Raw genomic sequence first — 22754 nt, 5'->3', positions numbered from 1 at the left:
CTTTCTGTATAAAATCGTTATTTTATAATGATGCTTGTAATGTCGAAATACTTCTTCAGGTCAATTGTAGATTTAAATACCTTACCTGATACGAGTGTTCCATTGTCGCTCATAGGTTGAGAAATTGTTTTAACAGTCCGATTTAAGATACTTAGATCATCCATACCCTTTGTCATAAAATTATCTTTAGTAGGGGAGGATGTAGTAACTGTTTGCCATGCTCCATTTAAATAGGTTTTATATGTTCCGTTGTCATTAATTAAATGTTTTTGCATTACGTAAAGTCCTCCTAACTTTGGACACTTGACAGAGAGTCGACTTTCTTCCATGTAGATTTATCAATTGTTGTTCTATATAGTTGTCCATCTTCAGTCCAAGCCGAGTCCTTGACATAATCTAGCGTGTAATTACGTTTCATCTCTAAGTAATCATTGGATGTATTTAGATAATCATTGGTATAGCGATCATCGTTAAACTCATCGACGGTGAAGTTAAGATTCTCAGTAGGAGAACTGAACAGCTCAATCTTGATACGTGCATATGTATTTGTAGGTGATTGGATAGAACCATCGGTACCAACTTCTGCATAAGGAGACCATTCGATACCATCAATTGAAGATTGCGTATAAATTTTAAATGTTGAAGTTGTACCATTAATAATTGTATTTTTTACAATCTTTTCAAAGGCTTTGATCTTATCGGCAATGTAAATCATATCTGATTGCCAAGAACCACTTGAAGCATAAACTATCTTACCTGTGTTACTTTTCTGTAGTTCTACTAGTTGAAGCTTGCCGTCTTTATAAACAGTGTTTTCATATTTACCTTTGGATAAATCTATTGGGATTCCAATCTCACTTATAGTCATTTATCTCAGCTCCCAATGGATATTGCCACTCATGTTAGCTTTAAGTGGAGCACGTATCTCTTCAGAAACAATCCCATTGCAACGAATGATTAGTTTGCCATCAAGATCTTTATTGGAAGTAATCTTGATTTGGAAATACGTTATACCTCTTAATGGCATAGAGCAAATGCATTGGAAATTAATATTTGCATCTAACAACAACATTTCTTTTTTGTATCCAATGTTATATTGTTCAATTCTACTATCGAATTTCCCATGTTCTTCTCTGGTTAATAGGCTGGCATTGGATGAAGCATCTTTGTATTGAATGATGTCGTTATACAGGAAGGTTCGTCCTGTTAACTGATATTCATTTTCTTCTGTTGCGTATGAAATCATAAAACGATCACTATTAACGTTGAATATGCCGTTAGCAACATCAAAATATACTTGTGACCCTTCACCAATATATCCAAAGGCAAGTAGCTTTTCTTTATTTATAGAGTAAAAATTATTGTATTGATTAATCTGTGTGTCATATTCAGATAAAAAAGTATTATCCCAATAATCCGCTACCCAAATATAACTCTGATGAGGGAGAGGAGAGTATCTATATTGCATGTTACCTAAAATCATCTTGTACCTCCTAGAAAATAAAATGACAGGGGTTATCCCCTGTCATAAACATCAAAATTTGCTTATACGTAACGATAAGAACCTGAATACCGTCTCTTTCGAGATACTTTAACACTCAATTAAGAGTCGGAGTAGACTATACCATTATCCCATTAGGACACCCTTATTATAGTCGTTGAAGGTCTTCCTTTATAAGGAATTTCCCTGCTTGATTATTCATTGAATTCAACCCTTAGCACCGATATTCCGGCTTTTATTTCAGCATAGGTCATCTTCTTATTTTTTTCTGTCTTTCGACCACATTCACGTTTGTCGTTACCAACTGCGTTGTAGTATAAGAAGCTTTAGAATTTTCCAGCAATTTAAAGGGTTTTCACCACATCATTACTGATATAGGGGGCTACTTAATTAACCCGTAACTTAAAGTTTTGTTTACCGCTTGAAGCATCTAATGGTACCGCGCATTGCAATGTCACTGTAGCATAATTACCTGCTGCATCTAACGGTGTACCGTTATTGGCTACACCAAGAATCTCTTTTGCTCCCGGTTTAAATGGTGTATCATAAACGGAACCATCCCAATTTTTTGTTGTGCTACCCGTTGTTCCAATGGGCTTAGATGCTATTTTACCAATCTTTGAACTATCTTGGTCAAGATCGGTTTCATTTAGAGAGTCCACTTGAGCGTGGAACCAATTGTTTTTGACTACTTCTACTACATTTCCTACGGTATCGCCTGTGCCACCTGTCATGTCTCTAGTGGTAATTGTGCAATCTTCCATTTTAGCTACATCTGTTTTGCCCGTTCCTTTTGCTGCATCGTATCGATTATTCCAAATATTAACGGTGATGGGTGAGGATTTTGTATCTGCATCTATTACACCAAAATCTTGAGTTACAATTTCGGTTGCATGTGTAGAGTTAAACCACGTAATCACGGGTTGTTGAGCCATTATGTATCACTCCTAAGTTCTAACTGTTATTGTTACTGTTAAATTTTGAATATTAATTCCATTCTTAATTGTGTTAACTCTAAAAAGATCTCCTGCGTTAACGGTCTTTGTTTTGATTTCTACTGATTTATCATCGAAATGCTTTAGTGCTTCAAAGTGAATCTTTTTATTCAAGATACTAGTCCAAGTATTTAAATCTCGTGTTTTTTCTATGTCTAGTTCTGTTTCTGTATCTCCATATGTACCTAAGTAAGCCTTGATTTCTACGATCTCACCGTTGAAAGGAAAGGCTGCTAATCCAAATGGTTCTACAAATACATAAGAATCCTTGCATAACACAATAACTCGATCTTGTACTTCTAATGGAATATCATTTACTTTTTCAAGCAACGCTACCGTCATTAACCCATCTTTATCCTTACTAACTGGCTGAAGGTTGTCTCCAAACAGGTCAATTGGAATCCAGCGATTACCATCATAGCGATATCGGATGCCATCTTTTGTAGTTTGAACTGTCCAACCAAGTTCGGGGTGAGGGTAGGTAGCAGTCAGTTCCTGCATATCTCTAACATAAGGTTTGAAAGCAAGTTTTGTTGTTTTATATGCATCTATCGCATTGTTAGCTGCATTGTTAGCTAAATCTGCTGCCTGATTGGCATTGTCTGCTGCTTTTTCTGCTGTAGTTGTAGCAACATGAGATTGTCTAATAATTTCTTCGAGTCTTCCAATTGCCAATTGAGTGTCGTTTAGCCGTTGATATGCTTCATCTACTATATCTTGCAGGGTTTTTACGATGTCGGGATGACGTTGTACCATTGCATAGATACGTGATGCAGGTTGCATGACTAAGCCTTTACCCATATAGCGACAAAGTTTAGTTGTACCTTCTAGGGAGGGATGGACTTGGATAGCTCCAGTTTGATATTGGACAAGAAACTCATTTTCGTTTAGATAGGGTCGATTTTCAAATACTTGTTGACTAATTTCAGTCATACCTGCAATTGATACACCGTGAGCAGAAGAAGGGAGTTCAAGCAAAGTTATTAAACCATTCAATACTACAAGTGAATCAGCACGAGATTTATACGGATCTTCGGGTGTCCCTTTGCGTGTAATCATTATTACGGGGTCATTTAACTCTAAATATGTATGTAGTTCTGGCAATATTTCACCTCCTAACTTGATATATTTATCTTTTCATTTCCAGTTTCGATAGTGGTATCTGTGTCCAGCATAGTTTTCACAGGTGAACCAATCATTGCAACAGCTTTACCATTATAGAAAACCTTAGCGCTACCTCCTGAAACTTCACCTTCACCAGAGCCGCTTTTACCGGGAGAAACTGATTTAATGCTACCTCTGGGAGCTGATGGAGTAGGGTTGGCAACCCAATGTTCAGATGTTTTATCACCAACAGTAGCTATGGGTACATTATTTATAAAAATTTTATTGTCAGAGGAAACTACGCCTTCGACATCTGCATCGGTTGAACCATGACCTGTATACCACCTTGTTTCTTTACCGCCATCACCATCGCTGTGTCTTTCACTCCATTCATAGGAGAATTTTACATAATCATTTTTGGTAGATAATTTTGTTGTTGAACCATTCAATGCTACTCCAGCCATATATCACACTCCTAAATGCGTTTATATTGATATCTCCATTTAATATCTGCGTCTCCATCGACTTTGAATACATTTTTCCCAACAGGCAGGTTTAAATAGTTGTCGTTGAAATCTTTGTATCTATACGTAACAGCAAGTGTGGTTTCAATATCTTGGCGTTCATTGTTTACATACACTGTTTCCCCATCGACAAGCCCAGTAAACTTGAACTGTTCGTTATGATGAGATGTATTAGTCATGGTAAAATCACCGCTACCAACTTTTGTGATCCATATTTCAGGTTGGCAGGGGAGGTCACCTTTGTTGTGAAACACAAGTACTGGTTGAAAATGTAGGGTTATATTAGGATCAAAGAAGGGGTGAATACTGTAATCTGTCGTTTGAATGATTGCACGAATACTTAATTTGGTATTGTAGAGAGGAGTGTCTTCATTTATTTCTGGTATTTCTCCACCGTTAACGCAGTTACGCCATTCAGACCAATTGTATCCATCATCTGATTTGCGAGACTGAACAACAATAGTTGATCCTTCAGGCTGTGTCTGATTCCACGATATTTTGCTTAATGCACCGTCTGTAACAATTGGAATAGTGACGGTAGGATATGTATAAATGCCATTTTTATTTGTGAGCGAATTCCAAGTAGCCATAGTTATTCAATCTTCCCATAGGGTCTAAAGTTAGATGCCACTCCAGCTTCTTTCCACTTCAGCATCTTATAACTAACCCATGAAGCATTCTTGTCATAGATTGTTTGACCATCTGCTAATCCCCATGTAGGCTCAACGTCACCTGATTCACCAGCTTGGAGACATACATAAAATCGACCATTGTCAATGACAGGAAGAACGATATCATCTTTTTTATATTGAGTAGTTGCTTGCCAAGTATTACTGCCTCGAACATCGCCAAATTCTATTTCTACTGACACTGGAAAGACTGGTTCAGTTAAGCCTGAATATCCTGTTTGAATACATTTATAAATATGTCCGTTATCTACAGTAGGAACAATTAAATCGCCATTGGTATATTGTTTGAGTTTTTGCCATGTTGGAGCACTTGTCCCTGAACGGGTGTTTACCCATCCGATATAGTCGCCAGATTTAGGCGTTTTCTTGTAGAATCGCTTTGCAATTGGATATGCCCCAGATAAAGGAAGGGAATCAACATAATCATCGCTATCATCATCTAATTTTTGAAAGTTGTCAGCTAATTCGTTTAAAGTATTCTCGATATCATCTGTTGCAAAGTTGGGCTTTTTAAGACCTAGTTTTGTTGTCGTTGTTGACATAGACACTCTCCTTTCTTAATTAGTTTGAAATTTCATACCACTTCTTCCCACGAAATTCAGTCCACATTGTCTTATTAGGATTCAAGGTGAGCTTACCGTTTTCGATTATTACTTTATTTTTCTCGCCAGTAGTATCGTTCACCTGTACATCAAAAGGTTGATAGCGCCAATTGTAAACTGGTGGATTATAAATAGAAGAGTAAGCGTAGGGAGCATCGCATCTAAAAGTAAGAGTGACATATCCTTGTCGCACACAATTATGAACCAGATTTATATCGTCCACACAAAGAGCATAATATATTTTTTCTGGATCATCTGAGAAGAAGAGAGGTTGATAATAAGATTGTTCAGTTAGCCACTTAGCAACTCCTCTAATTTTTACATCATCCCAAGTATCCTCAAAAGCGAACGACACATTAAACTTAAGTGGTTCTTTTTTTGTTTGTTGGAAATAGGGTTTATCTCTACCCTTGATAGATACTTCATTTATGGATCGTGAAGCAGCGAATATTTCTTCTTGCATCCCAGACGACATATTCACGTTTACGATTCCATAGAAATCAGATTGGATGCCAGCATAAGAAAAGTAGAGAGATTCGCGTATTGTAATATTGATCACCTCCATATTTAAATTGGGCATAATAAAAAAGCCTTTGTGTATAAGGCTTTTAATAGGGGAGAAACACTATAAAATTGGGATTTTACGGACTATTCTCGTCTAAAAATGATGAGTTATTGAGGGATATTTCAAGTTGAAATAAGCCTATCTAATTCACACTCAATTCATCTAAAGTTTTTCGATATTTTTGTTGACCTTTTTTTAGAGATTTTAATACATTGTAAATAGAGAACTTTTTACTGGCATCATTAGGCTCAATTATAGCGTATCCATTTCCGACATATTTAATAGTGTGATTGTTACGCAAATCAATAGATACATTCTTCTTTAACCTGTCTAGCATTTGTGAATCAGCATATGGATTTGCTAATTGATGTCTACTTAGAGGTTGCTCATTACATCGAACATTACTCCTCACCTACACACCTCATTTCTTTGGATCATACAGCACGAAAAATGTGTAACTTTTGCTCAGTACTTTCTTTGGCATTGGCAACTCAATTTTCGTGTGATAAAATATAGTCAAGAAGCATATACTAAAAAAGAGTAGAGATGCGACATCATCTCCACTCTAAAACAACAGCCGCTTATAAGGGCGGTGGCTGTGTTAACAAAGGCGTAGAAATAGACCGTTTACCTTTGCTTAGGGCGGTCTATTTCTTATTGTGGAAAGAAAGTATTAGCACAACCAAAGTCGCAAATGAAATCATAAGCGTCAATGTTTGATATACCTCCACAAGCATCACCTCCTTTGCAGGAGACTAGCCGACCGCCCATCTAAGCCTTTCCGTTGTTAGAGATAGTATAATATATCTTTACGATACGATAGAACTAACAATTAACTGCATGTCATTACTTGTCAAAATAATAAGAAATCTTATATTCACCAGAGAAATTATCCACATCAAATGTGACTTTTTTATAGACAGGAGTACCCAACCCATTTGTTACTTGCATGTCATATAGAAAGCTAAAAGATCTCCCAAGCCGGTCATCTCTTACTACTATTTTACTGCTATCGTTCTCAAGAACAGTAAAGTGTTTGTTATCAAGGTGAATCTCTTTCTCTTGCTCTAGAAATTCATCAAAAGTAGGGTATACTTCCTTCAAATACTTGTCATAATATTCTCTGTCATATGTTGTGACTTCATTTCCTTCATACTCATAACTATCCTGTGTATTAACATACTTAAAATCTATTACATTTATATAGTCATCAAAACTCTCGCTTTTAAATCCACCCACATACTCTCCATGTTGTAAAGCTTTCAGATAATTATCTACTGTTGCTTTAGCTTTTTGTTCAGGAGTATTGAAATAAACTGTTATCACTGAGATTGCCAAGAAAAGTATCAAAGCAACTCCATATAATATTGTTCTTGGAGTTAACAATTTACTTTTTGGCGAATCAGATTGAATCAACTCATTTATCACATTCTCACTAGTATCTTCAGAAGCGCCACTTGATTCTTGTTTGGCTCCACATTTGTTACAATATAAACTTTCATCCTCTAGCGAACTATTGCAATTAACGCATAATTTCATTTAAAATAGTCCCACCTCTCAAATTATACCAATAGTTTACCATGTCTTGGGTAATGGGTCTATAGTATTATGAGAGAGATGGGGATAGGACTAAATAAACAAAGCAACCTCTAGAGAAGTCGAATATTTTCCCCTTGATACATATGTGTCATAAATAAGTTCTGGATCATCCGTCTTGAAACGGTTGAGTTTGAAAGACTCCATAGGCTCTTGAAACAATTTCTCCAATGCTGCTAGTTTGTCTCGATAATAGTCATAAGTAAATGTTGCTCTGTCGGTGTAGCTATAAGCGTCAATACGTTCTTTCCTCATTAAAGTGAGAAGGGACAGTTCACTTATATTGAGCGTTTTACGTTCAAGAAACTCGTTGAGTCGTTCGACTGTGTTAAGCATAAATTTCATTTTGTCGATGATGATAGTTGCTTTAGGTGAGATATCGAGAAAGTAACAGAGCTGCTCTAGTGTTAAGTTAGGATGATAGGGAACTTTCCGAGTTTGTACAGCAACAACATTTACGATAGACATATGTATCTTCTCCTTCAATTTGGATTAAGATAGAGCAGGGGAGACAGGGACAGGTAAGATATTTAGTTGGGTGAGCTTTTCGTTTAGTATTGATTCGATGTTGTCAAATTCGGTATACTTGATTCGTATCAATGGGATGTTATGTGACTCGCAATAGTTGTCTTTGATCTTGTCTTTCTTTTGTTGGAGCTTGAACGTTTTTATGCCACCAAAATATTCAATGGGTTCGTAGTGTTGCTTACCGTCGAATTCTATTAGACAAATAGGTTCATTGTAACCGTCAAATATGGCAAAATCAAAGCGAAGAGCAATTTTGTGCTTACAATTAGGATTTGAATATTGCCTAATGAAATTAAGTGTACTAGAAGAAAGATAGTCTACTATTCTTGCTTCTCCTTTTTTTTCATTGATACATGGACATCTACTATCGCCTCTAATTAAGTTAGAAGGAGTAGGTCTATAAGTTCTTCCGCATGGAATATGAAGTACATCGATTTTAGTATTTGCACCGAGATATTCCCCTATAACTTGATAGTCATCCCCAACAGTATTCAATAACTCTTCTCTAAATTCTTCTGTGGTTTTCTTTTCATTCTTGAAACAATTAGGACATCGGCTCCCATTTCTATTTTTAGTGCCAAGGAAGCTAGCAGGAGATACTAAATATTCATGTAAGCAAGTGTTATGTCTCATTTTTATTTTAATATTATTATTTAGGTATTCTCCTAGTACGGAATACTCATTTTCAACTAATGCAAATACTTCTTTTTTAAATTCATCGGTAGTCTTTTTTATTTTACCAAAGCAATGAGGACAACGTTTCCCTGCTATAAAATTCTGAGGTTCTGTAACGTACTCCTTATGGCATTCATTATGGATAAACTTTATATTTGTTCTAGCATTTTTGTAGTCCCCCAGAACATCATATTCACCGTGAGTCTTATCTCTGACATACTTTTTAAATGTGTCTGTTGTGTGATATTTAACACCACCATGGCAGTGACTACACCGTGTTCCAGAGTTAAACACCGTAGGTGCCATATGGATTATGTTTCCACATGTGTTATGTTTGATTTTGACTTTCGTTTGACTATTAATAATATCATCCATTAATTCATATTCATTTCCCACTTTATCGAATATCTGCTCTTTAAAAGTGTCTGTAGTAAGAGGTATATTTTTAGCGCACTTAGGGCATCTCTTACCAGACAAAAAGTTTGCTGGTTTCACTTCATAAATGTGACCACAATCCATATGTTTTACTTTTAATTTATGTTCATTCGTCACATACTTTTCAAGAAAGACATAGTGTCTTCCTGTTAGTTCATACACTTCCTTTTTGAAAGTTTCATTTGTTTTTCTGTTCGATTTTTTACATATAGGGCAACGTCTACCGTCAATAAAATGCCCTAACCTTACCTGTTGAACATTTCCACACTTATGATGTAAAACAGAAATTTTATCAAAAGCTCCGGTGTATTCACTAACTAAACTGTATTCGGAATTTGTTATGTCTTTTATTCTTTGTGCTACAGTATCAGCACTTAATTTTTTAGCAATTTTCAACGCCTCCATCCGAACTTCAATAATATCGAATAATGATATTATATTACGCCTAGTGTAATTTGTAAACCGCACTAAAGCAATTTTCTATCTTGCTGACTAAACTCTGTGTTAATATGGAACTAGAAACCTGAGGAGGATATTTAATGATCAAGATTAAAATTTCAGAACAATTAGGAAAACATAAAATGACTCGTAAAGAGTTGGCTAAATTAACTGGTATTCGTGAAGGAACCGTTGGAATGTTATACAATGAAACGATAAAACGAATAGATGTCGAATGGTTAGATAAGTTATGTAAAGTATTTAATTGCACGTTGACGGACATTATAGAATATGTTCCAGACAGCGAAGATCCGCAGAACGAATAGACTAAGTTAGAGTACATATAATTATTAGCTTCATATTTACAGACAAAAACAATTTAGAATATAAATAAATAACAAAAGAGCCTCTAATAGGCTCTTTTTTGTCTACTTATTTATTTTAATTACATCATATAGGCTTCAAGTACAATATAATTTGAGCTTTTTTTGTCTAATAGATCAATTGGTCTTTGCCCGTCCTTATTTTTGATTTTAGCATTTGCTTTGTAAGTGATTCCAGTCAGTTCCCCTAAATAAAAGTTGTTTTTATTTAGGATTGCTTCGTGAAGCGGGGAATTCCCCATATTATTCAAAATGTTCACGTTCAACGCATTCTTCTTAATCACAAGGTATGTCGCATAATCATTCTTACGAATTACCCAGTGCAAAATTGAATCTCCATTTTCATCCTGACTGTTAATCGTCAGCTCACCAGAAGCAATCGCTGCTGCAATCTTCTCGCTATCCAGTTTATCTCCTTTTGTGTATTGATCCACGCTAAAGGTTTTACCTCCTTGCTTAACCGCTGTTGTTGCTGGCTCAATTTTTGTGCTTGTTGTAGCTGATGGGGCAGAGGAGGGAGCAGGTGTTGTTCCATTGCTTTTCACTAGCTCAATTTTACCGCCACTAGCACTTGCTACATTATAGCCCATTGCTGAAGCTGTATCTCTAAGAGGAAGATAAGCTTTACCGTTCACATTGATTGGGCTGTCGCTCAATTTCGCTTGTTCTCCATCAACTATGATCTTTGTAGGTGTCAATGTTGCTTTTAAATATGTACTTGCTCCTGCTACGCCACTAACTGCTACTGCAACACCAAATATTGCACCAGCAAGGAACGTTGGAATTCGCTTTTTCATTGTATATCCTCCAATTATTCGATTAGCATATGATTTTACACATACTTACAATATATATCGGATAGGAGGGAGTGGAAGTTTATAGGAAACAGCCTTACTAGTTAAGAGATAATTCGTGATTAAACTGATTGCTCAGCTAATCCAAAATATCTTTTGATTAAACACAAAAGAACTCACAATATTGTGAGTTCCCTTGATTAGTCTTTGGGTAAAGCATAGTATTGGATAAAACATAGTCTTTTTAAAAATTAGTTTTAGGTAAAGCATAGTCTTATTTATAACAATTATATTCCTTGGATCAGTATTTGTCAAATATTTCTGATGTATTTTTTATAAACATTTTTTATAAATTCATCGTTAATGCAATTACTTATTCGATTAATGGGATTGTTGGAATTAAACAAGTATAAATATTCATCAGTAATTATTCCTTCAAATTCTTTTCCATATTCAACGCCTTCATTATTTTTTAGGCGATATTTATGAATTATTATCTTTCCTTCTAATTCAAGTTTATTTAGAAGGCGCACAAATTCGTATTCAAAGATGTTGTACCACGACAAGCTGTTTTCCGTGAATCTCTGTAAAGACAATAGTGGAGGTGTTTTCTGTTTATCTACATACTCTTTTTTTATATGGGCATTAAGATTGTGATATATATTTTCAGTAAGATGAGAGTCATTTTTCGCTTCTATTTCGTACAAATCCTCAAAAAATGAATGAGATGTTGGTGTATGTAGTATTAAATCACTACTATTCTGAGAAGTAATAAGATGAACAAACCCCTTTTGCTTTTTGATCGCTTTTATTAAAGGAGTCATATCTTTATCGTCTGATATTAAGACTACGCCATCAATTAGATTGTTTTGAAAAATCATTTCCATTGTATCAACTGCTATTTGAATATCTGCACAATTTTTTCCAGTGTTAGATGTGTGCCTTGTTTCAATACCAAACTCATGTAGTTTTGATTGATGGCGTGAGTTATACATATCAGGCAAATCGAAATTACAATATGCTATAATGTCAATTACATTCATAGATTTACCTTGTAAATACTTTCTTAAACGATTAAAAAAATCCTTCTCAAAAACATTGGTGTAGTCATTTCTTAAATTGTAGTGTACATTTTCATAATCAATCATAACACAGACGTTTCTAATCATTTCATTCACTCTGTTCATCACTCTCCTATAATTCTACTATACGACATATGGGAACATATTCCTATAGAACAAATGTTTTATATAGTCGTATAGTAGGAGAGAGGAGAGAGAAAGATAGTAGTCTTAAGGTTTACATGAAGTCGTAGCGAGTACCGTTGAAGGTGATTTTGCCATCAGCAGAGAGAACGATGGAGGCTTTACCGTTGGAGATTTTTATTTCATTTTGGTTGCTTATTATTGATACCTGATTTGCTTTTGCGATAAAATTCCCGCCATCACTGTTTATAACAATACCTAAATCTTGTAAACTTACACTTCTTTCTTTTCCGGTGTTGCTTGCTCCATACAAAAAATCAAAAGAACCATTAGGTTTATTTATAAAACCTTTGCCGCTTTTCTCAGTTGCTCCATCACCAATACCCATTTGGATATATGGAGTTGCAGCATCGCCAGAACCATCAAATGAAAACTTAGCTTTTACTTTTTCTTCCATACTATATTCCAAGACGGGCCATTCAGTTTCATCTACAGTCATTTCTCCAGATTGAGTTGAGTTTTTCCAATACAAAGCTCTGCCATCAGCCAATTTCTTTTGTGTGCCAGCACCATTGACTTTCCCAGTGATCCATTTTGCTTCGTTACTTTCTATTCGAATGTAGTTCGACCAATCAGTAAGAGCAGCATTTGTTAAAGTCGATAGTTTACCCGCTACAAGCGAGCTTACAAAGCCCTCTGTGGCTGTAACTATATTAGCTGCCAGTAATTGAGTATCAATCATCCCAGCTCCAATCAAATCCCACCCATTGAGGTCGAATTTGCCGTTTCCAGTGTCGGCAAGAAATCTACCATCAGGCTTGGTGAGCAACACATTCTTGAATCTGGCACGACCGTCCATGTAGATCGCCGCTGGCGCACTGTCTTGCTGGAGACCGCCTACCCGAAATCCCGATGAATCCAATACGATTACTCTGTTTCCTCCACCAACTATTACCTGACCATCTTGGAATACTCCACCTTTTGCATACATTACACCGTCTGGCGACACTCGGAACGGGGAATCCGAGAACTGCTCTGATCCCAAGTAGATACCCTGCATATCGGCAGAAAATACATAATTACCTTTACCTATACGAATTGATCCATCAGCAATAATACTATCACTAATTCTCAAATTTTGAGCATTTAACAATCCATCCAAACTAGTCCACAATGTTTTTTTATATGTTGTTCCACTTTTCTGGTCAATAAAGAAACCTGAATCACTATCAATTCCTACATGATTAATTACACTAGTATTGCCACAATCAGTAGAAGCGTAATGATTAAATCGTAACCCAAACTTATCTGGATTTTCTTCCAATAGCCCAAGCTTAACGACTTCACGTTTACATCTATCCTGAATGGTTAGTTTAGAGCCTTCGATAGTGAATACACCAGTTGTATCACCAATTACTACACGTTCACCAAGGATAATTTTTCCAAGCACTTGTTCTGCAATCAATCCATCGGCGCTGAGGGCTGTCTCGAATTTTTGCCCTCCTGAGCGTGTAAGACCAATCGCCCCCGACGTCATTTTAAGGTATCTCATGGGATTTTTTTCATCATAAACAGTGATGCCAGTGTGATCCAGTGTAACTGTTTCATTAATCGCCATCTCTAAACGCTCTTTTTCTCTATTCCAGACATTTTCAAACAGCTTATTCATTTCACTTGAATCAAACACTGCTTTATCATATTTGAACTTATTTAGATCCAACGTAACTCCATGAGTCCGTACATCTTGAAACAACTTATCAAATTCATTGCCCATTCTACTTACATCTTTTACATTAGATATCGTCAGACTAATATTCGACTGTTCATAATCATATTCAATCTTAATTATTCTTGCCGTAACATCTACGCCAGTTGGCTCATATTTGATGTTAACGAAATCACCAAGATTCATCTTCTTCCAATCATATTGTGCTTCAATTATCTCTAAGAAGTTAACAATATCGATCTCCATGCTAAGTTGTGGACGTAGCAATTCTTTGAACTTCTTCATTGTTTCATCGTACAAATCTTGCTCATCTATGTATTTACTGTCTGAGTAGTCCTGCGTAATAATATATGAGTCGCTTAACTCCATCATTTGCTCATGTGTAAAGTTCTTATCATATGCAAATGTACTTCTCAGGTTGCTTATCTTGTTGGAAACAGTAGTCAAATTAGCTTTAACAGCATCAATTTCAGCTTGTTTCTGTTTAATCTGCATTTCCTTATTATCTAAACTGTATCGCTCAATAATCTTTGAATCAGTGCCAGAATCATACTCATCTATGCTAATGTTACATACCTGAATGTATACACCCGTATTGCCACCGCTAATAGAGACATTGACATGATCCTGATATCGAACCTTACCCAGAAGTCTCCATTGATTAGAAGAAACGGCTTTATTCGATCTATCTAAACTAACTGTAACACCAGTTGTGTCATCAACCTTAATCATAACCGCATAACCAAAATCAGAAGACAATTTGAAGCTACGTGAACTGCTACCAGAATGCTCATACTTCTCAAAAAACATCTTCAAATCAAATTGTTGAGATATTTTCGTATCTGCAACTACAACTTCATTTTTTACTAGCTTATCCATATCAACTTCAAGAAGAGCTAGTTGCTTTTCATAGCCTTGTTGTTCCTTGAGGTATGCATTAAACTCTGTTTTCTTTGATTCAATTAATGCTTCAAAGTCGAGTAGGGCATGACACAACGAATCACTCATGTAATCACTGTGTCTAATGACATTCCGATTAGCATCCCGTTCAAATGGATACATGAAATATTGAAAGCTTTCTACATAGTTTTGCCCAGTAGGATTTACTTTTTCAAATGTCATGTCATCCTGACCAAACCCCTTTAACCTTGTGACTATAGGTTCAGAGGTTGAATGTCTAGTCATCGATTTTAAATACTTATTCCAACTAAAGGTCAATCCTTTATTTGTACCAGTCAGTTCAGGTTTTTGTAATGAAATGGTGTTTTTATCAGTATTGAAAATCGTTATAGCATTGTATGTTTCACCAACTGTCAAAATCGCATCTAATACATTTGTACTTGAGAAGTCAAATGCCCTATAAGTTAATTTGAAATCAGCATCAATGTAGTCGATTTTCCAAGTTGTTGGTGCAAGAATTTCATTCAATATTTGTTCGGCATGATACGATTCTACAGTCAATCCCCGTATTGCAAAACCAACTAGAAGACCAGCGGTAGAAATACAATTCAACGTACGAATATCGGATTCATCTGAACTAGAATCTTCAATGCTTTTAATATAGTACCAATCAACATTATTCCCATTTACGACTTTAATTAGATATCTTTCTCGAATTAGACCGATGTTTTTATTCGGTACTAAGCGATGATTGACATCGATGTAAAAGGGGATTGATAACTCTAATTCATTAATATCGTGCCATGTGGTAGAAATTTCATCATTAAACGCCTCACTTATTTTGCTTATGATTGTCCTATCTGGTCTACATAAGAAATATTGAGGTTGAATAGGTTTTAAATTGTAATCAATTTCTCCCAGCAATGTATCACCTCTTTAAAATAGTGATGGGGGAGAGGTAATCCCCACCGATTATAGATTAAAGCCATAATTATTTCCTAGAACGCCTCTCTTTGATTGTGTTTTAGCGGCATCAATTAATTTGGTTAAGATGTTCGATCCTGACTCCTTATCATTTGCATGAATTTCAACCTTTTCAAAATGAAAACTGTTAACATTTGAAGCAGTAGACGTATTATTATTTCTAACAAAGTTGGGGGTAAAGGTACTTTTAACTGAATCAACAATGCCACGGGTTACATCAATGATTTTCAACAAATTCCCCGTATCACTCTTATTAAGAACTAATTCCTTTTCATGAGCCAACAGAAATTTACCGCCAGAGAAAGTAGGGGTCATACCTCCTGTATCAGCACTAAACACTTTCTGTTTAACCAGATAGTCGTAGCTTCCATCTGGAAACCCCCATTTTGAGCGCATTGCATCATTTTCAGATTTAAGGGACTGAAATTGTGCTTGAAGACTTTTAATTTTATTGTTATCTGGTTTCTTTTCACGTTGTAACTGAACGACTTGTTTAGAAATACTTTCAGCCTTTTGCTTGTTGGAAAGGTATTTCTGCCAATCTCCCTTTTCTTTTTCCTTATTGCTGCCATTACCTGAACCATTTCCGTTTCCATCGCCAGTTCCAATGCCCGTGTTATTGCCGATTCCACTATCTAAATTCAAGAAGTCGTTAAGTTTGCCTTGATCCATCGAAAGACTGTCCAGCATATTTTGCATTTGCTTACTTGTTTCCAATGATTGCTCTTGAAGGAAGGTGAAGAACTTAGAATACTCGCCTTTTAGTTCATCAATCACAGATTTTACCTTAGTCTTGTCATTGGACATGAGGTCTTGCTTCATTCTATAGAATCGTTGTTCGTCTTCAAGAATGTCATCATACTTCTGCTCAGTAAGTTCTTTTTCTCTATCGATGTTATCTGTAATTGCGTCATGAGTTCGATCTTCAGCATCTTTGGTTTTATCAAGGTACTTTTTGCGGTCTTCTAACTGGTCATTCAAGCCTTCTTTACGTAATTCACGCTCACGGTCAAGTTTAAACTTATCGATCTCTTCATTCTTTGCATCTAGTTGATCGGTTAAATCTTTCCTTTTAGCCTTAGCTTCATAGGAATTATTAAGAGCAAGCTCATTAATTTTATCCTGTATCTTTTGGCGCTCATCTAGTTTCTTTTTGAGTTCCTTGTCATAGTCATCAGATTCGCTTGTTCGATCTAACTCCTGAAGCTGGCGTTTAATAATCTCTTCAAATCGATCAGACTCTTCTTCGAGATTTTTTAATCGAGCTTCATGTCTCTTATCTTCAGCTTCTTTTTGTTTATCGATAGCCTTTAAAGCTAAATCCTTCTGTTTCTCAATCTGTTTTTTGTATGCTTCAATAATCTTATCAGCAGCCGCAGATTTGATAGAGTAGATAGCATTGTTATACTCAAGGTTCTTCAGCGTTAGATCTTGAAGACGTTTAGACAATTCCTCTTTATTCTGTAAATTCAACTTTTCATTTTTCAATTGTCTCTCTACAGCTAAAATCTCTTTCTCTGTAGCTACACGTTGCTCATTTATCAACCCGATCTGAGTAATAAGCTCTTGTTGATATGCCTTCGAGTTTTCGTCCAACGATTCCATACGAGCCTTGGACAGAGCTATCTTATCAGCAGCAGCATTAATCTTTTTCTCATATTCATCAAGATTAGAGACAATGACAGCATAGTATTTTTCTTGTTTCTGTTGTTCTAGTTCCCACCACTTTGTACTATTCGAAGCTTTCTGCTTATCAAACTCACCAGATGTAATCTTATTTTGCTTAACTAGATTATCAAGATTGATATTCTGAGAGACTAATTCCTTTTGTTGCGCTGTCAGTGACTTAATTTGAGAAGATTCTTCTTTTCGCCAGTTTGCTGATACTTGATCATACTTAGCCTGTCTACCTTGAGATTTAGCAATGTCAGCGTCCAAAGCATCCAGCTTGTTCTGACTCATAGTTACGTAGTTCTCAATATAATCAACACGAGCTTTATAAATGTTATCGTATGTAGTTGTTCTATTTTTCCGTGCATCTTCTTGTGCTTTTGCTAAATCCGAGGCTGAAGGAAGGGTGTATTTGTTTTTAGATTTACCACCTGAAACAGAGGAGGTATCACCATCGTAGTATCTCAATACGTTGCCAACATAATTTACATCACCATAAACCTTACTACCAGTTTTCTGCTTTTGTTTAGCAGAGAACTTCTTCATGTTCTCTACACTGTAGCCACCATTTTTATTGAAATAATCCAATATTCCTGGCCCCATATTATACATAGCCAAAGCGATTTCAACGTTGCCCGTTTGATTGAGATATTTTGCAAACATTGAGGTGCCAGTTTTAATACTGCTTTCAACATTAGTGTTTTTACCAAGGCTGCTAACCTGCATTACATTTTTAATACCATTAGCGCCGTTACCTGACTCTTGTTGAATGATTGCCTTAATTAACGCAGGATCAACGCCATTCGTTGAAGCGTATTTGTTTATCAGATCAGCATTTTTACCTGTAACTTTACTACTAGATGCAACAGAAGTTGAAGTAGGGAGGGCAGAAGCACCGGGAATGCGTGTAGCTCCATCATAACGAGTTGCCCAATATTTGTCGTTTAGATTGCCTTGCTTTAATCCCGAATTGCCCATTTGCATAAAGTTTCCATCGCCCATATAAACACCTACATGGGAATGTGCTTTGCCATTGGTATTGAAGAATACCAAATCGCCTTTCTGCAATTCCTTTTTACTTGTTACAGCAGTACCTTGTTTGGCTTGTTCAGCGGCAGTGCGAGGCAGCTTAATATTAAGGAACTCCTTAAACATTTCCTGCACAAACTGAGAGCAATCCGATGTTGCTCTTTGTACAAACTCATCGTATGTACCTTTGTATTCGCCGTTTATTTGTTTATATTTAAATGCACCAGAAGAGGAGAGGGATAAAGCTTCTTCTATCATCGAGTCTAAGCCAGTTCCACCTTTTGTAGTAGTGGTGACTTTTGTAGACACTAGCTTAGATGGATCTTTAATGCCTTCTGTGTACAATTCAGCTTGCTTTTCAAGAAGTTTTATCTGTTCCTTCAGGGCTTTTCCGTATTCCTCTGTTCCTTTTTTTAATCGACTCATTCGGCTAGTCTGCGCATCTTGAGCAGCAGCAATCGCTTTAAGTTTCTTCTGAGTTTCGGTTAAAATTTCATTAGTTTCTGACAAAGAGTCGTTGTATTGATCGTTTTTCTTGGTGGCTTCTTTGCTAATTCCAAAATTAGGATCAGAATAAATACCCAGTAATTCTTTTCCCTTAGATGCCTTTTCTTCTAACTCCTGAACGCTTTTAGAAATCTCATCATACTGCTCTTTAAGTGCATCGTTTCTGGCTTTTCTGGCTTCTTCAAACATGGGGTTATAATATACTGTCTTACCCAAGTTGAAATCAAACTTCTCTTCATAGCCCAAACCCTTACGCATTTCAGGAGACAGTGCTGCGATCTTTGCGTTTGCTATTTCATCCTCAATAGCCGCCAAAGCTTTTTTAGCATCTGCTAAATCTTTTACACTCTTTAACTCAAGACCGTATCCGTTTATAGTGCTAATGGAAGCATTAATCGCATTTAAGCTCCGTTGCTTATCTCCTTCAATTGACTGCTTAATCATTTTCAACTGAGCTTCTCTTAGATCGTTGACTGCCTCAGTTTCTAATATGTATCCATCTTTGACTTTTTTCACACTAGCGGCTAATTGAGGATTTTTTTTGATTAATTCTGCAACTGTTTCTGCACTCAAATAGCCATTTTTTTGTTGATCATACAATGCTTGATTTAAGGTTTTGAGTTCGGAAGAGCTGTCGTCAAGAGCTTTGTTTAATTTTTCAAAAGCATCAGAAGCGTCATCTGTTGCATTAGCCATTTTACTATCAGCACCAGCTAATTGATCGGTTGCTTCAATGTTAGTCATGTACTTCTGATTAGCATCGTCCAACTCTTTAGATAAAGTTTGTTGCTTGCCAGTAAATTCATCAACTTTACTTTGAGCCATAGCAATCATTTGATAGTAACCTTGAATCGTTTCTGGGGATTTTGCAAAAGCACCTGCAATTGAATTGTCATTCATTATTGTATCTAGATCATTTTTATACTTCTTTAAATCTTCTTTTGCTTTTTTTAGTGCTTCTTCATTATTTTCGTATTCATTCTTCTTTTTATCATAGGCTCCACGAGCTGCTTCGGTATTCGCTTCAGCAGCAGCTTGTTTTTTTTGTTTTAATAGTTCGATTTCATACTTGACTGCATCTTCACTGAAATGTGCAGCTTTTAATCTTTTCAATCCTTCTTCTGTTGCGGTTATACCAACAGCTTTATACATTTCTTCTAATTGTTTTTGAGCGGTTGCTTGTTGTTGGGCAGAAAGTGTACCGCCGTCCATAGCTTTCTTGTATTTGTTGATAGCGTCTGCAACTTTAGGCAAGAAATCGATTTGTCGCTTATATTGATTGATTTGCCGTTCTCGCGCCTCTATACTGTCATTTATCTGTTGAGTTTCGTCACGCTGCGCTTTTTCTGCTGTACCCAAGCCCACAGCCAATGAAGCTAACAATCCAATGACAACAGATATTCCCATTGTTGCTATACTTGTTGTAACAGCAGCTCTAGCAGATGCAGCAGTCTGCGCATTTATCGCAACAGTTGTTGCCTCAGTTGCTACTGTTCTCCCAACCTCAGCAGTCGAAGCGGTTCTTGAGGTTACAGCATGGGCGGCATTAGCAACAGAACTTGCAGTAACAGCGGCAGTCTCTTCGTTTGTTACGACTATCATGCCTTGTCTCATAGCTTTTACAACAATCATTGAATCAATAGCCGTTTTGATAGGAGATTTAAGTGCAACAAATGCCGCCCCTAGTGCAACTATAGCTGTACTCACACCAAAGATTGATGAAGGTATTTTTGACATACCAATAAATAATTGATCAGTAATATCAAGTATGGTCTTTATCATACTACGTAATCCATCATTACCAGCTGTGTTGAAGATATCAATGAATGACGTTTTTACCTGTGAGGCTTTACGGGAAATGGTATCCATTTGAGTAGTTAAGTATTCTAATGTGCTTCCAGTAGATCCAATAGAGTATGCTGTACCCAATAAGATATCACCGGGTTGGAGGGATGCTGCCAACTTCGCATACTGATAGACACCGCGAGAAATGGCTGCATAAGATTGAGTTAAATCATAATTCTTATCGATTACCGCAATAGACAAATCCAGCAAGATATCTTCTGCCTTACGCCATTCTTCAACACCATTTACAACTTTCTTAGTCTCAACACCAAGACTCTCAATTTCATTAACAGCCTTACTGGTTCGGATAGTACCCAATACGGTTTTCCACATGTTACCTAAGTTTTCACCAGATAATGCGGTATTACGCATACCCGATGAAATCAGACCGTTCATGAAATCAAAACTAACGCCTGTTTCTTGGGCAATTTTACCTGTGCGCTCAAATGCTGCACCTAAGTCTCTAGCAGGAGCCATAGTTTCGTGTGCTACCTTACTCCAAGAATCAAGGATTCGACCACCATACAGTTGTGCATCATTTGTATTCTTAAGTTGCACACCATATTGAGCTAGCACCGATTCCATTGATTTTGTGGCATCTTCAAGACTCACCAAGTCAACTGTGGAAAGCATAGTAGATTGACGTACTAGGGTCTGAACAACACCGACATCTTTATACATACGACCCCAGAGACGTGCAGACTCAATTACATCAGTGATGGCGGCGGCTTGGTCGTGCGCTGTTTGAATGAACTGCCTTGACTCGTTATTAACCTTTTGCATATCCAAAGAGCCTTTTTGTAGACCTTGAAAGTAGTGCTCATTTGTTTGAATATATCCAGCCATGTGACTCTCAATGTCAATCATGCCTTTAAATCCGGCAGTAATACTAGAAAATACAGTGCCGTATAATGCACCAGCAATCATATGTGCACCAATAGACTTAATTGCATGGCTAACTTTTTCACCAAAACTTGCAACCTGTGTACTGGCTGATTTAGCTGAAGACTCCACATCTCTAAACCCTTGCTGGATTTGCTTCATTTTTTGTTTCAGGTTTGCATCATTAATGTCTAATTTTGAAGCAGAAGAGAGAAGAGAAGAGAGGTCAGTCTGATTAACACTTGAGCCATACTTAGTATTCAATCTTTGTGCGTTGGTTTCTGCTTGTTGCTTAAACTCTTTTAGATTCTGGATTTTTTTCTGATTTGCTTGACGTTCAGCGACTTCTTGCTGACCAAGTGAACGAACCCACCAGTCCTGATATTCCTTACGAGTCGCCTGAATTGCATCCTGATTCTTTTTATCGGCTGCACGTTGTCTATCTGCATTTTCCTGAATGGCTTTTTGCTGGTTTGTGGCTAATTGACGTTCAGCCGTGTTTACTCTTTCCATGGACTTAATACGTCCATCGTACATCTGATTAACAAGAGACTCTTGATCTTTCAGTGTTTTAGCATGGTTGATTATCTCGTCGTACTTTTTTACAATGCCATTTTGATCAATATTAGCTGTAACTTTTTGTCCAGTTTCTTTGTTTTCATATGTATTTTTATAACCAACTACTTGACCTTTACCATTCTTAATAGCTTTCTCATTGGCTAATGCATAGCCTTTTAACTCAGATTCCAACTGCTGAATTGACTTTCGTTGTTTGTCATAAGCTTCAGTCTCTTGCTGTAATTTTAATCTATGCTCATCAACAGTTTTGTTGGTCTTAGTGATAACAGAATTATCGGCTAACCGTTGCTGTGTTACTTTTTCTATGCTTCCATCTAATCTTTTATATGTTGTAGTGGTTTCACTAACAATCTTATTTTGTTGCTCCATTGCTAAATTTAACTTATTAGCAGCGGATACAAAACTATTCATACTTGCTACAAAGCTCTTATCAATATTGATCTTAATATTCAAACTTTGAAGGGATGGGTGTTTACTTAAAGCCTTCAATTTTTCATTAATGTTACCTATACTAGCTCCAATATTTAGGTCAGCTTGTACTAAAATCTTAAGCATATCTGCCATTACGTTTAAGTCACTTCCTTTTTTTACTTTAGA

Annotated in this window: 19 protein-coding genes; 1 reads left to right on the top strand and 18 read right to left on the bottom strand. The window is 36.4% G+C overall.

What is annotated here, in order from left to right; translation table 11 throughout:
* Positions 1-17: 17 nt before the first annotated feature.
* From HFE01_RS07420 to HFE01_RS07360, 14 genes are all read right to left on the bottom strand, one after another.
* Complete coding sequence (locus HFE01_RS07420) at positions 18-275, bottom strand: hypothetical protein (protein ID WP_167437979.1); 258 nt, start codon at positions 273-275, stop codon at positions 18-20.
* A 14-nt stretch (positions 276-289) separates the two neighbouring features.
* Complete coding sequence (locus HFE01_RS07415) at positions 290-868, bottom strand: hypothetical protein (protein WP_167437980.1); 579 nt, start codon at positions 866-868, stop codon at positions 290-292.
* Entirely contained in the window at positions 869-1483 is a 615-nt protein-coding gene (locus HFE01_RS07410) for a hypothetical protein (RefSeq protein ID WP_167437981.1), read from the bottom strand.
* A 404-nt stretch (positions 1484-1887) separates the two neighbouring features.
* Positions 1888-2436 carry a hypothetical protein gene (locus tag HFE01_RS07405; protein WP_167437982.1) on the bottom strand — a complete coding sequence of 183 codons (549 nt, stop codon included), beginning with the start codon at positions 2434-2436 and terminating at the stop codon, positions 1888-1890.
* 12 nt (positions 2437-2448) lie between these two features.
* Positions 2449-3600 carry a hypothetical protein gene (locus HFE01_RS07400; protein WP_167437983.1) on the bottom strand — a complete coding sequence of 384 codons (1152 nt, stop codon included), beginning with the start codon at positions 3598-3600 and terminating at the stop codon, positions 2449-2451.
* A gap of 11 nt (positions 3601-3611) precedes the next feature.
* The gene (locus tag HFE01_RS07395; protein WP_167437984.1) at positions 3612-4064 is read right to left on the bottom strand and encodes a PAAR domain-containing protein; all 453 of its coding nucleotides are present in this window, start codon (positions 4062-4064) and stop codon (positions 3612-3614) included.
* A gap of 11 nt (positions 4065-4075) precedes the next feature.
* Positions 4076-4714 carry a phage tail family protein gene (locus HFE01_RS07390; protein WP_167437985.1) on the bottom strand — a complete coding sequence of 213 codons (639 nt, stop codon included), beginning with the start codon at positions 4712-4714 and terminating at the stop codon, positions 4076-4078.
* Positions 4715-4716: 2 nt separating this feature from the next.
* The gene (locus HFE01_RS07385; RefSeq protein ID WP_167437986.1) at positions 4717-5355 is read right to left on the bottom strand and encodes a hypothetical protein; all 639 of its coding nucleotides are present in this window, start codon (positions 5353-5355) and stop codon (positions 4717-4719) included.
* Positions 5356-5374: 19 nt separating this feature from the next.
* Positions 5375-5980, bottom strand: a complete 606-nt coding sequence (locus HFE01_RS07380) for a distal tail protein Dit (protein ID WP_243208154.1) — start codon at positions 5978-5980, stop codon at positions 5375-5377.
* Between the two features lie 142 nt (positions 5981-6122).
* Complete coding sequence (locus HFE01_RS07375) at positions 6123-6392, bottom strand: hypothetical protein (RefSeq protein ID WP_181955924.1); 270 nt, start codon at positions 6390-6392, stop codon at positions 6123-6125.
* 235 nt (positions 6393-6627) lie between these two features.
* Positions 6628-6717, bottom strand: coding sequence for a putative holin-like toxin (locus HFE01_RS27755; protein ID WP_221414862.1), 90 nt, complete (start codon positions 6715-6717; stop codon positions 6628-6630).
* Positions 6718-6826: 109 nt separating this feature from the next.
* Positions 6827-7519: a zinc ribbon domain-containing protein gene (locus tag HFE01_RS07370; protein WP_167437988.1), complete on the bottom strand. Its 693-nt coding sequence runs from the start codon at positions 7517-7519 to the stop codon at positions 6827-6829.
* Positions 7520-7609: 90 nt separating this feature from the next.
* On the bottom strand, positions 7610-8044 hold the full coding sequence (locus tag HFE01_RS07365) for a hypothetical protein (RefSeq protein ID WP_167437989.1): 435 nt from the start codon (positions 8042-8044) through the stop codon (positions 7610-7612).
* A 24-nt stretch (positions 8045-8068) separates the two neighbouring features.
* Complete coding sequence (locus HFE01_RS07360) at positions 8069-9610, bottom strand: DUF2726 domain-containing protein (RefSeq protein ID WP_167437990.1); 1542 nt, start codon at positions 9608-9610, stop codon at positions 8069-8071.
* Between the two features lie 143 nt (positions 9611-9753).
* Here HFE01_RS07360 and HFE01_RS07355 point away from each other — a divergent pair, with 143 nt between their 5' ends.
* Positions 9754-9978 carry a helix-turn-helix domain-containing protein gene (locus HFE01_RS07355; RefSeq protein WP_167437991.1) on the top strand — a complete coding sequence of 75 codons (225 nt, stop codon included), beginning with the start codon at positions 9754-9756 and terminating at the stop codon, positions 9976-9978.
* Positions 9979-10097: 119 nt separating this feature from the next.
* Here the strand turns inward: HFE01_RS07355 and HFE01_RS07350 are convergent, their stop codons facing one another.
* From HFE01_RS07350 to HFE01_RS07335, 4 genes are all read right to left on the bottom strand, one after another.
* Positions 10098-10832 carry a stalk domain-containing protein gene (locus tag HFE01_RS07350; protein WP_167437992.1) on the bottom strand — a complete coding sequence of 245 codons (735 nt, stop codon included), beginning with the start codon at positions 10830-10832 and terminating at the stop codon, positions 10098-10100.
* Positions 10833-11140: 308 nt separating this feature from the next.
* Positions 11141-11998 carry an NYN domain-containing protein gene (locus HFE01_RS07345; RefSeq protein ID WP_243208164.1) on the bottom strand — a complete coding sequence of 286 codons (858 nt, stop codon included), beginning with the start codon at positions 11996-11998 and terminating at the stop codon, positions 11141-11143.
* A 130-nt stretch (positions 11999-12128) separates the two neighbouring features.
* The gene (locus HFE01_RS07340; RefSeq protein WP_167437994.1) at positions 12129-15584 is read right to left on the bottom strand and encodes a phage tail spike protein; all 3456 of its coding nucleotides are present in this window, start codon (positions 15582-15584) and stop codon (positions 12129-12131) included.
* 48 nt (positions 15585-15632) lie between these two features.
* Positions 15633-22721, bottom strand: coding sequence for an NlpC/P60 family protein (locus HFE01_RS07335; protein ID WP_167437995.1), 7089 nt, complete (start codon positions 22719-22721; stop codon positions 15633-15635).
* Between the last annotated feature and the right edge of the window lie 33 nt (positions 22722-22754).

Origin of the sequence: Paenibacillus sp. EKM10P (assembly GCF_011800655.1) — a bacterium.
Taxonomy (GTDB): Bacteria; Bacillota; Bacilli; order Paenibacillales; family Paenibacillaceae; genus Paenibacillus; species Paenibacillus polymyxa.
This window is presented reverse-complemented; position numbering and strand designations above follow the sequence as displayed.